The organism is Tardiphaga alba (assembly GCF_018279705.1).
Classification (GTDB): Bacteria; Pseudomonadota; Alphaproteobacteria; order Rhizobiales; family Xanthobacteraceae; genus Tardiphaga; species Tardiphaga alba.
Map to the genome: position 1 here is coordinate 3,865,696 of NZ_CP036498.1, position 14,538 is coordinate 3,880,233.

Here is a 14,538-nt window from a genome sequence, read left to right on the forward strand (position 1 = left end):
AACCGGTCTTCGGCAACAGGGCGCCGGTCGTAAGGCCAATCGCTGTTGCGATGACGCATGGTCACAGCGCCCCCTGCTCGATCAAACGACGCCGCTGTTCGTCGTTCATGGTGCCGGCGCCAACGACCTGCACAGCGCTGTCTGCGTTGTAGGTCTGCTGACCTGAACGGTTAAGCCGACGCCGACGATTGTCTTCGTCTTCTGCGTCGCCACCGCCGCCGCCATAGCCCAGCACTTCGACGATGATCACCGACGGCTGCGCGTTGGCTGATTGCGTCGGGGTCGCCGTCTGCTGGGTCGCTGCGGTGGCATTCGAGGTGGACAGCGCCGAAGAGATGCTCGGCGCCTGCACGGTTGGGATGCCCGTGGCGGTGCCCTGCACCTGGATATTCGCCGCGTTCAGCACCTGCAGCGCCGCGAGGTTGACGTTGCCCGACACGCGGATGCCCGCTTCACCAGCGTCGATCGTGCCCATCGGCGCGATCAGGTCGATATCGCCCGCTGGCACTTCCGGGATCGGATTGAGTGTGGCGATGCCCGCGCCCGACGACGGCACCACCGGCGACAGCGTGACATTGCCATACATATCCGTCGTGCGCTTCGGCGGCGTATACAGCACCGTCGTCTTGGCACCGCGGCCGGCATTGATATCGCCGGTGGCGGTCCAGGCCAGGATGTTGCCGCCGAAGGTCGTCATCACGCGCGACAGGCCGAGCGGAATGCTGCCCTTCGCATACATGCTGATATCGCCTGCGCCCTGGGTGACGACGCCTGCGCTGGCCGCAGGCACCTGCCCTTCGACGCCGATCACGATCTGGCCCGAAGGCGCGAGCAATTCGATGTTGCCGCCGAACTGCGTCCGCACGCCGGAGCCGCCAAACATTACGATATCGCCGCTGCGCGCGATCGCATTGCCGTGGGCATCGGTCTCGGGCAGGAATGCTGCGATCACGCGATTGCCGCGCAGATAGGAGCCGCCGCGCGGATCGTCCGCATCGTTGTATTCGCGACCTGCTTCCTTCAACTCGGCAAAGTATACTTGCCGCAGGAAGATGCCCTGCTGCTCCTGCGTCAATGATGCGAAGTAGCTACGGCGCTCGTCATCACTGCCGTCAAAGCCGTAGCGGGCCTTGAGCCACGCCGCGAGCTCTTTCTCATAGGTCTTGGCGACCTTGCCGGGCTGATCGGCCAATGGCGTCCCGGCCACGGCAAGATTGGCCGGATCGAGATAGAGCGCGGCGAGCTTCGCATAGTCCGGCGGCGTGTTGCCGATGCCAGCCTGCATGAAGATGCCGGCACCGGGTCGCGTGTCACCGCGCACGACACTGCCGAGGCTGGTCACCGAGCCCTTGTCGTCCTGACGGATGTTGCGTCCCGCCGAGATCACCAGCGTGCCCGGCCCGGCCACCTGCGCATTGGCATAGACCACGTCATTGCCCGCCTCGATCAGCGAGAGATCGGTGACGTTGTTGTGCATGGCGAGAACGTTCGGCGTCAGGATGTCCCGGCCGGCGCGCATCCAGACCGGGGTCGCGGCCTCGTACCATGTGCCGGCGCTGCGCGGGCCATAGGGGAGTTGCATGACGGGGGTGCGCGAGCTGCCGAAGGTCAGGCTGACGATATCCCCGCCAGCATAGACGCGTGCCGGCTCGCCGCTGCCGGTGTGCAGGCCGCTGAGCTGCGGCGTATTCGGCCCGAAGGCGAACAGCGGCGGCATCGCCCCGTCGCTGGTGTAGAACATCGTCCCGTCGCTGGAGAGATTGTTGTAAGGACGCGTCGTGCCGTTCTCGCCGCGGAAAGCGGGATGGAACGGAGACGGCAACGCCGTATCCGCGCCGGACATTGCGAGCCCGTAGCCCGCGGCAAAGATACTCCCGCCCGCCAGCATTTCGAGCTGGCCGTTCTTCGACGGCGCCAGCATCAGCACACGGTCGGTCCCACGCGCGCTGCCATAGCTGAAATTGATATGGCCGCTTGCCGCGACGGCACGAAGGATCGACGGCATGACCATGTAGTGGACGGCGTCGATCCCCTCCGTGCCGACATTCTCACTGTATTTGACAGTGCTGGAAACCAGCGTCGGCACCAGGTCGCCGCCGGCTGCGAACAGGTTGACTGCCGTGCGGTCGGTCCACAGCGAGAACCAGGCATTGCCGCCGCTGCCATAGCTCGTGCCGTTATAGCTGAACGGCGTCGTGTTGAGCGCATGGACGCGGCCGGGATCGCCAGTGCCGCCGAGAATGAGATTGCCGCGGGTATCGATACTGGCGACGGCATCGCCCAGCATCAGCACCATGCCGCCCATCACAGCGCCGCCGGTGGCGAGGAAGGGATCGGCGGGCCGCAGGCCTGCATTCTGGCTTGGCCCAGGCCATAGCTGTTTTGCATCGACCATTGATCGACCCCGCCGATCCCCGCAGTGTCGATATTCAACGCGCCGCGCAGATTGGTGAACGTGCCGTTGAGATCGAGAAGCTGCTTCTCGCCGCCCTGCATGGTCCCGTCGTTTACATTGGCCGTTGCCGCGACATTCGGATTGATCATGCCGCCGGTGCGCAAGGTGAGATCGCCGCCGCCGGTGAGAACGAGCTCGCCGTTCACCACGCGGCCGGTAGAGCCGATGGCGAGATTGAGCGCCTGGCTACGCGGGGCGTGATCGCCGTTGGAGCGCCACGCCGTGTCGCCACGGGTGTCGATCACGCCGGCATCGCGGCCGGCACGCACCGTGACATCGCCGCCGCCGAGCGCACCGATGCCGGTGAAACCGGCCAGGCGCGGAGTTTTGTCCGACGCATCAAAAACCGTGAAATAGGTGCCGAAATTGATCCACCAGCTGGTGGCGATGTCACCCACCCCTGCCGTGCCGCCACTGCCCTGCCGCCACAGCCAGTTGCTCACGCTCGCGCTACCGGTGACGGCCGCCGGCTGAACGCTTGTCGATTCGGGGAGGAGCGATCCGGCCCAGGCCGCCGCGCCCCATGTGTCGCCCTTCACATCGCGGCCGGCATCGACCAGCACATTGCCGCCCTGATCCGGATACCAGGCGCGATAGACGGAGAGCGCCGGATCATATTTGTCGGTCAGTTCTGATTTCAGGGGTGCGAGAATATGCTCGCCGGCCTTGCCACGCGCCAGATTATAGGGCGCATTGGCCGCCTCGCCGCCGGGCAACAGGCTGTTCGTTCCGGCGGTATAGACGCCGAACATCGACATCATGCTGACATCGCGCCCCGCCACCACCGCGAGATCGCCGGTGCCGGTGCGGATGACGCTATAGCCGGGCGTTCCGAACTTGTAGGTATAAGTGGTGGTCGTGGTGGTTTCCTCCCGCCCACCGCCCTCGCAATAGTTCGCTCCCAATGAACAGAACTGTGCCTCCGTCATCCCCGGATACCAAACGAGAAGATCCGCGACGGGCCTGCCAGCATAGGACGCGTCTCCCCAGCCGTCCATCGAGCCTGTCATCGTCAAGATGCGCGGCGCGGCACCACAAGAAAGCGGATCCAGGGCGCAGAACTCGTCCTGCGTCATGTTGAGCTGGTAGAGGTCGATGAGGTCGGTGACCGGCTTTCCAAGATATTCCGGCCCGAGGCCCCAATTTTCGAGGCCGACCGCGGTGATAACCATCTCACCGATGAACACCGTCGTCGTGGTCGTCTTCGACGTGCTGTGAATACCGTGATGCGTGTCGGCCAGAACGATATCGCCCTTGCCCTTCGCATTGCGCGTACGCGGATCGGCCGAGCCGAGATCGGCGCCCGCCGTCAGCGTCAGGTCCCAGGACGTGGAGCCCGCGCCCAGCATCGGCGATAGCGCCCAGTTGCGGCCGGAACCGCCCGGCCGCAAATCGACCGGTTGGCCGCCCAGCAATTTGACGCTGGTCATGGACGGGATCAGCGATCCCTGCGCCAGCGTGATCTGCGTGCTGGTGGTCAGCAGTGCGGGGATCTTCACGCCCTTCGGCCAGATGAAGGCGGCGACGGCGGCGGTGCTGCGCAGCGCGAAACCGGCACCGAGCTTGCTGCCGGCAGTCAGGGTCATCGCGGACGGCAACACCGTGCCGGCCGCATAGACGGTGCCGTCGGCAGCGATCACCTCTGCTCCCAGCACGGTACCGGCAGGCAGCGCCAACGATCCGGTCAGCGTGACCTGCGCCGGCAGTGTGGTGCCGACCGGAAGTGTCACGCCCTGCACGGGGATGTCATAGTTCAGCACCGCACCGATCGGGAATATGGTGCCGGCTTCCAGCTTCACACCATCGATCGGCACCACGATGTCGCCGCCGAACGGCGTCAGGCCATTGCCCATCGTGTCGCGCCCCTCGATCAGCTGCCAGCCCTTCTCATCATCCGGCGACACCGGCGGCGGCGCAAAGCCGTCATTGATACTGCCATGGATGTTGAGGTTGCCGGCGGCGCGGAACACCAGCGCGCCCGGTTCGCCGAAGCCGCGCTTGTCGGCGTCGATGCGGTTGGCGTTCGGCCCGTAGCGATAGTGCGACAGATCGATATCGCCGGACACGGTGAGATCGCCATTCGGATTGTCGGCGCTGACCTTGCCGACGATCTCGACGCCCGGACGCAGGTGATAGCTGCCGAGACCGGCGAGCCGCGCATTGAGCGTCGCATTCAGCAGGGCAGCATCGATGAAGGCGCTGCTGTGGCCGTCGATCACGTCGAGATAGGCCTGCGTGATCAGCTGCGGCCGACCGCCATTTACGTCAGGCACGGTGGCCAGCGGCGCATCGTCATAGGAGCGGAACGCATTGACCGCGATGCTCTTGGCCCCGGAGATGACAGGGCTGCCGTTGACATCGACTGCGACGTCATTGCTTCCGACGCGCGGCGCATTGAGCGTGAGCGTGCCGCGGGCGCGGCCGTCATTGCCGGCGGCCTCCGTGCCGTGACGCAGATCGATGCGCGCGCCTGTGGCGAGCGTGAGACGCCCTTCCCGCGTGGTGAGATCGATGATCGCCCGGTTCGGGCTGTCGATGATCTTGCTATAGCTGTCCACGCGCAGGCCGGTACCATGGGCATCCAGCGTGCCGTTGATGGTGAGATCGCCCTTCGCCGCCAAGCGGATATGGCCAACCGAGAAGCCCGCCGCATCGATGCGGCCATTGACCGTGAGATCGCCGTCATCGAGCACGATCTCGACCTGCCGGGCCTTCACCTCGTCGCCGATGGTGAGGCTGCCCTGCTTGATCTGGAAGCGGCGGGCACCGAACACCTGGCCGGCATTGAGACGCGTATTGAGGCCGGCGAAATCCGCCAGCGCCTGCGCCCGCACCGTGATCTCGGCCGCATCATACGGCACATAGGTGCCGCCGGCATCATGGACGCCGGTCGTGCCGCCGCGGATGCTGCCTGCGAGATCGACATGCCCCGCCGCATCACCCAGCGCAGTCACCTGCAGCGTCCCGGCGCGGTTATAGCGCGCGGACAGATCGATGCTGGCGCCTGCCCCCATGGCGATGTCGCCATTGGCGCTGCTGAGCACGATATCGCCGCCCCAGCTATACTTCTTCACATCGAACATGGTGATCTCGCGACCCGCCATGTCGATCCGCGCATTGTCCGTCAGCACGAGATCATTGACGGCGTCGAGCGTGAGACGCCCCGACGGCATCACCACGGCCGTGTCGAGCGTGATGGTCTGTCCGGATATCTTCAACTCGGCGCCGAGCACATCGCTGGTGGCCGTGGCGCTGCCGCCGTTGCCCGTGATCAGCACATTGCCGCCGGCCCTGATCGTGTTGGTCGATCCGGCCTCTCCGGTGACCATCGCCGTGCGGATGGTGAGATCGCCGCCGCTGAAGGCATAGCCGGTACCGGGCTGATAGGCGCCCTGCGTGTGATAGACGCTGAGCGAGCCCTTGCCGCTCGACGACACGCGTTCGGACGCGGTGAAGTTGACGCCGCTGAAGCCGAGCGCGAGGCGATCTGCCGAGACCAGCGTGTTCGGGCGCGAATTCGGCGCGTAGCCGAGCAGGATGCGCTCGGCAACGACATCGAAGGTGCCGCTGCCGAGGCGGGTCAGCACCGGCGCACCGGGAAGCTGCGACGATTCGGAGCCGGGGATGTAGGCGCCGTTGTTGCTGCTGGCACCGCCGTTGCCGATGGCGCCGGACCAGATGAATTCGCCGGTGGTGATGGTCGCCTTGTCGCCGGCCGCGCCGTAACCGTAAATCGCGGGCGCGCCGAAGACGAGACGCCCCAGCGACGACTTTCCGGTTGCGGGATCGAGCGTGTCGAGATTCACCGAGCCGTAGATATTCACGGACTCGCGCGCATTCAGCACCAGCGTTTCCAGCGCGGGCGCGCCGACGCTGGTATTGCCGCGCAGGAGATTGGCGAGAACCGTCTGGTTCAGCGCCATGCCCGGCGGCAATTGCCCGGCCGCGCCCGCTTGAGCGAGCGCCTCGGCCGTGCCGAGATTGACCGCGGAGACGCCTAAGACGAGATTGCGGGTGCCATAGCGCAGATTGTCGCGCAAAGTGAAGGCTGCAGTGGTGGCCGCGCCGATGGTTCCTTCGGAATACAACGCCGTCTCGCCGCGGCAGATGGAGCCGGCCACGCAACCGCCCACATCGATGGCGACCGGACCGCTGGTCAATGTCGATGGCGAGTCCGGTGCCAGCAGATTGACCCATCCGTTGGACACCACGAACACCGCTTGGGTGGACGGGATATAGACGAAGCCGTCGCTGGAATCGAACGGCACTGGACCGCGGCCGATCGTCGTGATGGTGGCGCCCTGCTCGATCGTGATAGTGCCGGTGCCCGACTTGCTTGGACCCTGGGTCGCGACGAGGAAAATCTCGGCGGCCGACAGAACCACGCCCGACCGCACCGTGATGCTGTTGGCCTGATGGGCCCCGAACCTCACGATGTTGGAGCCCTGCGAGCCCAGCGACATGCCACCGCCGATGGACATACGCGCCGCGCCGAAGGCATTGAGCTGGTCAGCATAGATGGCAATGCCATTCGCGCCCTTCACCGGCGCTTGCCCCGCAGCGAGAATCTCGATGTCCGATTGAATGGTGCCGCGCACCGTCAATGTGCCGGCATAGCCTTCACTGCCGGCCTCCGGCGCGAACAGCACCTTGCCGTCGAATGCCAGCGCCGGCGTGCTGCCCATGCCGGCGCCCGTCGACAGGAACAGTTCCAGCATCTTCGCATCCGACGTGATCATGCCGCGCGAGAAACCGCGCCTGATCGCATCCGCCAGAACGAAGGAATTGTAGTCCATCGCATTATAGGCGGAGTGCGTGCGCACCTTGTCGCCGGGCGTGATCAGCAGATGGTTCGGCAGCGCCGAGCGGACATCCGTGTTCGCGATGCCGAGATGGCCGGTGGCGACATAGGTGCCGATCTCGGTGGCGACGGGTGCGCGGCCCATGGTGACGCCCTGCCCGATCTCGACGCGGAACGCGCCCGGCAGCAGCGCATAGTTCGACGGCAGCAGCGTATAGGTGCCGGCCGGCAGGCCCGGCACGCCCGCAGGCACGGTCACCTGCTGGCCGATCACCGGCGTTCCCGCGGCGCTCTTGTCAGCCAGTGGCGCCGGGCCGGTGAAGCCCGGCACGATGGCGTAGACCTTGTTACCGGCGCTGCTATAGCCGAAGGCGGGATTGGCGTTGGCGAGCGCCGTGGTGAGGATGTCCACCGAACCGCCGCGGCCGCTGAAGAAACCGGCGCCAACCAGCGTGCCGCCGCCGCTGAGATCGATGACCGCGCCTTGAGCGACATCGATGGCGATACCGCGCAGCGAAATGCCACGGGTAGCAGCGCCGCTATTGTCGGTGCCGAGCGCGTCGTCCGGCGTGATATCGGTCCCGTTGAACTTGTAGGTCAGGCCATCGATGGTGCCGCCATAGGGCAGCACGAGACCAGCGGCGCTCACCGAGGTGACGCTGCCGGCAAGAAGGTTTGTCTGCGAAGGAGAGACGATGACGACATTGTTGCTGATGCTGATATCGCGGCCAACCGAGATCAGGCCGAGCGGCGCGCGCACCACGCCGCCCTGATTGACGACGGGCGCTTCGAGCCGCAGCGAACCGAATACCGAATACGGCACCGCCGGATCGGTGCCGGGCGTGCGCGCGATGGTCAGCGTGCCCGCGGATTCGATCAGCGCCTGCACGCGGGTGCCCGGATAGATCTGCGCCGCGGTGATGGTCAGGTCGCCGGGGCGGACAGGCGCGAGCCGACCGGCTGGCCGCTGAACGTCGGTTCTTCAAGCATGCGGATATCACCGCTGCTGGTCAGCGCCACCGCGCGGAAACCACCGCGACCAAAGGCTTGGCCGTCAATCCGCAATTTGCCCTGCAGGCCGCCGAACCCGCCGTAGCGCACATCGATGTGATCGGCGATGATACCGAGATACGCGCCGTCATAAGCGCGCGACGGCTGGGTTGACGGATCGTCTGAGCGGCTGGACGCAAGACCCGGCAAGATCGCGTTTTGGTCCGACCCCGCCGACAGCGGCGCCTGCCCGAACAGGATATGGGGCGCTTCCAGCGCAACGCGCGCATCGGCCGGGGCACCTGCGGCCAGGCCGATCGGGCTATAGATCTGCAGGCTCTGCGCGAGCTTCAGATTGACGCCGTCCGCGAATGTGGTGATGCCATTGGACAGCAACGTGAGATTTCCGAAGCCGCCGGCTTCGATCTGATCAACGCCCAGACGCGCCATTCCATACGCCAATCCGGCGTCTCCGGGCTGCATTTGGTCAGAAATCGTGTGGCCGCCTTGCGTCATCACGATGGCGATTTCGCGGGGCGTCAGAACCGCCGCATCGGGCAATGGGTCGCTGGGCACTGACTGGCCCTTGTACCTGGCGCCGCTCAGCCCCAGCTTCAGCGTTCCGCCCGCCGCCCCCGCACCGCCGGCCGCAGCGCGCATATCGCCATCGAGCACCATGCCGAGAGAGGACTGCAGACTGATCGTGCCACCATTGCTGGCGATAGTCAGTGGCGATGAGGACTTCCCGAACCCGCCGGCCGGAACATCGATAACCGCCTGCGTGCCTGATGCATCCAGAACCGCACCGGAGCGGATGACGACGAAGGAATCCGGCATCTCGGTCAGCGTGGAGGTCTCGAAATCGGCGCTGCCCCCGATCGCGATGGTGCCGCCATTGCGAACGATACCATATGAGCGCCCCTGCACATCGACGGCCGTGACGGCGCGTGCGGCCACATCCAGCACCGCGTTGTCGCCGATCCAGATCGAGCGGCTATGCACCTCCGGATTGTAAGCCTGTGAAATGCCGAAGACGATGTGATCGATCGCGATCTCGCCGCCGAAGGCATTCAGCCGGCCTTCGACTGTGATTTGTCCGAGCGCTGCAATGTCAATCTTCTGACCGGGATCGACAGTGATCACCGCGCCCTTTTCGACGATGACGCTCGCCGCATCGACATCGGCAGTCTGCGGCACCGTGGCATTGGCGCGCAGCGTCAGGCTCGCGCCCTTGCGCTGGGTCAACGCGGCATCGCGCGGATCCTCGAGATACAGCGGCTGCTCCCACAGGCCGAGCGCAGCAGCCGGCGATGCACCTGACGGCACCGCCATCGCATCGGCCTTGAGCGTCAATACCGGCATCGCCACATCGAGCTGCGTGCCGGCGACGACGGTGACGCCGCCATGGCCGTTGACGGCATAATTCGCAAAGCCCGTCTTGAACAGCGACGGATCAAGCCGCAACGCATCCGCGGCAGCGCCGCCGATCACAATCTTGCCCCCGGTCTCGATGTCGAGCTTGCCGCCCCCATTCACGCCGTGACCGCGGATCTCACCGTCCAATGTCAAACGTCCGCCGCGCGACGCACCAGCCGCTTCAGCCTTCATCGCGACATCGCCGCCTTGCCGCCCGTCAATTTGCCGGTACGCGACAGCATGGCGCCCGAAGACACATCGATCACGCTTCCGCGCGCGAGCTTGACGTCGCCCGACGAGACCAGCGACACCGTGCCGCCATGGATGAAGGCCTGGCCGCGTGCGTCGAGGTCCAGTGCCTGATTGACCCATGCGCCGCGCAGATCGATTGCCGCGCCGGAGGACAATGCCAGTTCCGACCGGCCGCTGCTCGTCAGGAAAATATCGTTCGTGGTATTCGCCGCGCGAAACACATTCGTCGTACTGAACAATCCGCTCTGCGCGGTGATAGCGGCATCGATCTCGATGACGGGCGCGATGAAGCGGATATCCGCTCCCTGCGCGAAACTCATATCCGCATCCACGGTGATCTTGCCGCGCGTGCCGAGATCGAGCCCGCCGAGATTCTGTTCGCTCAGATGCTTTGCATCGAACCATACCGTATTCGCTCCGCCGCCGCTGGCGTCATCGGTGATGCGCACATCGGAGTTGTAGAGATCAATCCGGCCATTTGCATCATAGCGCCCAAGCGCCAGCGTGCCGTTCTGTGCGACGATCGACTGCGTCGCCTTGTAGCCATCGGCAAGCCCGGTGGAACGTTTGGTCGTCTGTCGCTCACCGGTGATGGTGTCCGCGACGATATTTGCTGCAAACGATGCCGTCGGCGCCGACAGGATCAGCTTGCCCGCATCGCGGCCAACCGTATAGCCCTCCTCCCAGCGCCGCGACGTGCGGCCGCGGTCGAACACCGTGGTCCACACTTCGGTGAGACGCTCGTCATTCTTGCCCGCAACATTATGCGAGCGGACAAATCCGCCGGCAAAGCCGATCATGCGCAGGTCTGCCGGTGCATCGTCCACCGAATAGCGCCGGCCGTCGCTGCCGATCAGGTTGGTCGAGCGGATCCACCCGGCGGCATAATCCAGCGAGCCGCCCGACAGGTCGAACACCGCGCCGCGCTGCGCGATCACCTCATTGGCCGCCAGCGTGATGGTGCCGCCGACGGCGGTCCATTCACCGATCGTATGCGCGGTGTTGGCGAGATGGCCGCCGACCTCGATCAGGCCGCCGCCGGTGTAGTAGCGATCGCCGGCATAGCCGCCGGTGCCGGTCGGCAGCAGCGTCAGCGCACGCACGTCGATCCACACATCCTGGCTCTTCAGCACATCGGAATCGCGGTTCTGCGGGCTATCGCGCAGTTCGTTGCCCTGCAGGTTGATCTTGATATTGTTGCTCGCCATCGCCAGCGCGACATTGCGGACGCCGGAAACATCGAGCCGCGCACCGTCTTCCGCGACGATCTGCTTGCCCGCCGACGCGGCGATCTGGCCACCTTGCGCCGCGACGGTCGATCCGCCCTTGAAGGTGATGCTGCCGCCGGTGACGATCTCGATGCGCGACTGGTCCTGACGGTCGGCGAGTTTCGACAAATTGTCGAAATCGCCGGTGGCGCTCAAAGCGCGCAGAAGATTGGCGGCATCTGACGCCTTGATCAGCGCATCGCGCTGGCTGTCGAGCGCCGTTTCCTTGCTGTCGATCTCGGGCAGGACCGTGGTCAGGCTGCCGGCACCGAACACGACACTGCCAACTGCGTCCGATGCGCGGTTCAGCAGATGAATGGTGCCGCGGGTATTCACCGAGGTGGTGGAGATCAGCGCACCGTCCTGCAACAGCGTGCGGCCGGCCAGCGTGATGTCGCCCTGCTGCGCGAGGATGAGCCCGCTGTTGCGGACCAGTCCATTGACGCTGTTCGCCGCGATCACCGTCGAGATCTCGTGGCCGCGCGTGGTCGAACTCGTATTCGCATCGGTGCCGAGACCGCGGCGGATGATGAAGTCGTCGCCGGCAGCGAGCAGCACCTGCCCCTTCGGCGTCGCGATACTGCCGGCATTGCTGACCTCGCTGCCGATCATCAGCACATAGCCGCCGCCCGAGGTCACCGAACTCGGCGCGCGCGTTGCGATCGTCGCGCCGGCCTCGACCACCACCTTGCCGCCGGCCGCGGTGAAGCTTGGCGTGAAATTGCCGCCACTCTGGGTGCTGTAGATGCCGTTCGCCGTGAACTGCGCATCCTTGATATCGGCGGTGGACGCGATCAGCGATCCGACATTCACCTGGCTGTTGCCGCCGAAGATGATGCCGCTCTGGTTGATGACATAGACATGGCCATCGGCCTTGATGTTGCCGAGGATCTGGCTGGGCGCGGTGGCGTTGTTGACGCGGTTGAGCGCCACCCAGTTTGCATTGCCGCCCTGATCGAACGTCAGCGTGGTGCGCGCACCGATGTTGAAGCTCTGCCAGTTCAGGATCGCCTGCTGGGTGAGCTGGCGGATATTGACCTGGGTCTGTCCGTTGCCATCGACACTCTGGGTCGGCGTGCCCGCAGCGCCATTCCAGTTGTAGTTCCCTTGATCCAGCCCGCCTGCTCCGAGCCCGTTTGGAACCGCGATCGGCGCTGTTGCGGAGGCCTGCGCGGCAGCCGCTGCCGCGCGCGCTGCAGCCTGCACCGCCTGGATATCCTGCAAGGCCCGTGCGGCGCGCGTCAGCGAATCCTGCGTCTGCCGCGTTGCGCTGGCAGCTTGCCGCGCCGCTAGGGCCGCAGCATCCGACGCCAGGTTCGGCGCGGAGACCGCGCCACTGCCGTTACCACCGTTCAGTGCGCGGGCATGCGCGTCCCCCACCGCCATAAACGTGAGCGCGACGACGCTTGCACCGGTCAGAAAAGCTGCGTGGCGGCGGACAAGGGACTTCGACGAACGAGAATTGCGCATTTCAGACTTTCTGATCGGACACACCGGCACGGCTAGAGCTTCGGTCTGTCGCGGAATGCTCTGGACCGGCCTTACGACGTTTCAGAACCGCGAGGTGTGCAACGATTTCGAAAGATTCTTTTTGCAGATCGATTTATCGGCAGCATGAATGCTGCTCACGCCGCACCGTCAAACCGATGTCATACAGCTTAAGTAATGACGAGAATCGCGCCCGGCAATTTGGTCACGCGCGCGCCGAATGCCGCCTCCAACTGCGTGACGACTGTTTCGAGCCGATCGAGCTTGAAACGTGCAGTATAGCGACGGCGACCGAGCCTTTCATTCATCAGAACGATATGTCCGACGCGATATCGATTGACCTCATCGATTACGCGCGACAGCGGTTCGTTCTTGAAATACAGCTCGCCTTCTCGCCACCCGGTCACCACGGCGGCTTCGACGGGAACGAGCGGCCCCAATCTGTCGGTGGCGTAGGCAACCTGCTGGTTGTCTCGCAAAGTCACAGCCGCGCCGTGCAAGGTCACTGAAACCTCGCCTTCGACGCATGTAACTGTGACGTTCGGTCCATCACATCGCACGCTGAAATTTGCAGTATCAGTGGTGGTACGACCATTTCCTGCCATGACGGCCATGCCCTTGGCACGCGTCGCGAACGCCGCCTCCCCCGCAATCAAATCGATCCGATCGATCCCAGCGAGATCGATACTGAGATTCAAGCTCGTCCGCGTATTCATTTCGACGGTGCCGGTATCGGCCAATGCGATATGACGTTGCTCGCCGGTGGCCGTGCGATAATCCGCAGCCATCTCGGTGACCGATGGCCACAGCCCAAGCGGCGGGCGAACCGCCACCACTGCCGCTCCAGCCACCGATGCTGCCAGTGCCCCACCGAGAAAAGCTCGCCTGCCCATCAAAGGGCGAGTGGGCTTCTCGGCGATCAGCGCTGCTAGACTTTGTCCGATTGGCTGCCGTGCCATATTTTCGAGGGCGGGACCGAACGATTTCCATCGTTCATTTGCCTGCGCAAAAGCGTCGGCGTGCAATGGGCTACGCGCGCACCAGTTCTGAAGATCGGCCAGTTCAGCCCTGCTCGCTTCCCCCGACGTGAGGCGCAAGACCCAATCCCAGGCCTCCCGTCGTATCATATCGCCGCTGCCCTGCCCGTTGTCTGCATGTTCCATTGGTCAACAACATCCCGTCGCAACGATGCAAACCGGATACGACCCCGCGTTGCAGGTCGCCAAAACTCGCACGACAATTCTATGACGTTTCTCAGCCGCCATCAGTGCAATCCGAATACGAATTATTTTTAAGCATGACGTCGAGCAAGACGACGGCCTGTTTTAGTTCGTACAAAACCGTACGTTTGGAGATGCCGAGCTTGTCCGCAATAGCTTGGTGAGACATGCCATTCAGCCGCGATGCCATCAGGATGGCCTGCGTCCTCTTGGGCAGTTGCGCAATCGCCGCCTCGACCTTTTTGAGATCGAGCTTGGCCTCGACCGTTCTCGCCGGATCCGGCGCGGGGTCGGCAACATCCAGAGCCTCGTCCGCTTCATGCCGCTTTGTCTTGCGGCGCTCCGCACGCTGCTGATCTTTTGCAATATTGGCCGCAATTCGCATGAGAAATGCCGGAGGGCTACGCACTTGCCCGGCACTGCCAGGACGATCCAGCCGCAGCCACGTCTCGTGCAGAGTTTCGCTGGCGATTTCCTCCGATCCGAACTGTCGGATCAGACGTGTCCGAAAGTCGTCATAGCGAAGGGCCAGCAAATCCCGCAATGCCGTCCATGTCGTTCCCGTCATAGACCGACAGATCCTCGAGCCATCCGGCAAACACACAAGCAGCCGACGCCACCGGCAGGAAGAAGCCGCGCTCGACTATC

6 protein-coding genes are annotated in these 14,538 nt (G+C 64.6%); all 6 read right to left on the reverse strand.

Features of this window, described 5'->3' with window-relative positions; translation table 11 throughout:
- Window positions 1–61 precede the first annotated feature (61 nt).
- Window positions 62–2,395, reverse strand: a complete 2,334-nt coding sequence (locus RPMA_RS18315) for a filamentous haemagglutinin family protein (RefSeq protein ID WP_211909117.1) — start codon at window positions 2,393–2,395, stop codon at window positions 62–64.
- Window positions 2,305–8,145, reverse strand: a complete 5,841-nt coding sequence (locus tag RPMA_RS18320; RefSeq protein ID WP_211909118.1) for a hypothetical protein — start codon at window positions 8,143–8,145, stop codon at window positions 2,305–2,307. Before RPMA_RS18320 ends, RPMA_RS18315 begins: the two co-directional genes overlap by 91 nt.
- A 35-nt stretch (window positions 8,146–8,180) precedes the next feature.
- Window positions 8,181–9,854: a hypothetical protein gene (locus tag RPMA_RS28080; protein WP_249225280.1), complete on the reverse strand. Its 1,674-nt coding sequence runs from the start codon at window positions 9,852–9,854 to the stop codon at window positions 8,181–8,183.
- Window positions 9,851–12,652 carry a two-partner secretion domain-containing protein gene (locus RPMA_RS28085; RefSeq protein ID WP_249225281.1) on the reverse strand — a complete coding sequence of 934 codons (2,802 nt, stop codon included), beginning with the start codon at window positions 12,650–12,652 and terminating at the stop codon, window positions 9,851–9,853. Before RPMA_RS28085 ends, RPMA_RS28080 begins: the two co-directional genes overlap by 4 nt.
- Window positions 12,653–12,840: 188 nt before the next feature.
- Window positions 12,841–13,833, reverse strand: coding sequence for a FecR family protein (locus RPMA_RS18330; protein WP_211909119.1), 993 nt, complete (start codon window positions 13,831–13,833; stop codon window positions 12,841–12,843).
- Window positions 13,834–13,924: 91 nt separating this feature from the next.
- On the reverse strand, window positions 13,925–14,458 hold the full coding sequence (locus tag RPMA_RS18335) for an RNA polymerase sigma factor (protein ID WP_211909120.1): 534 nt from the start codon (window positions 14,456–14,458) through the stop codon (window positions 13,925–13,927).
- Window positions 14,459–14,538 lie beyond the last annotated feature (80 nt).

What these genes read in the sequence shown, in the direction of transcription:
- RPMA_RS18315 (WP_211909117.1), bottom strand. Translation starts at nt 2,395, where the DNA reads ATGGTCGATGCAAAACAGCTATGGCCTGGGCCAAGCCAGAATGCAGGC.
- RPMA_RS28080 (WP_249225280.1), bottom strand. Translation starts at nt 9,854, where the DNA reads ATGAAGGCTGAAGCGGCTGGTGCGTCGCGCGGCGGACGTTTGACATTG.
- RPMA_RS18335 (WP_211909120.1), bottom strand. Translation starts at nt 14,458, where the DNA reads ATGACGGGAACGACATGGACGGCATTGCGGGATTTGCTGGCCCTTCGC.
- RPMA_RS18330 (WP_211909119.1), bottom strand. Translation starts at nt 13,833, where the DNA reads ATGGAACATGCAGACAACGGGCAGGGCAGCGGCGATATGATACGACGG.
- RPMA_RS28085 (WP_249225281.1), bottom strand. Translation starts at nt 12,652, where the DNA reads ATGCGCAATTCTCGTTCGTCGAAGTCCCTTGTCCGCCGCCACGCAGCT.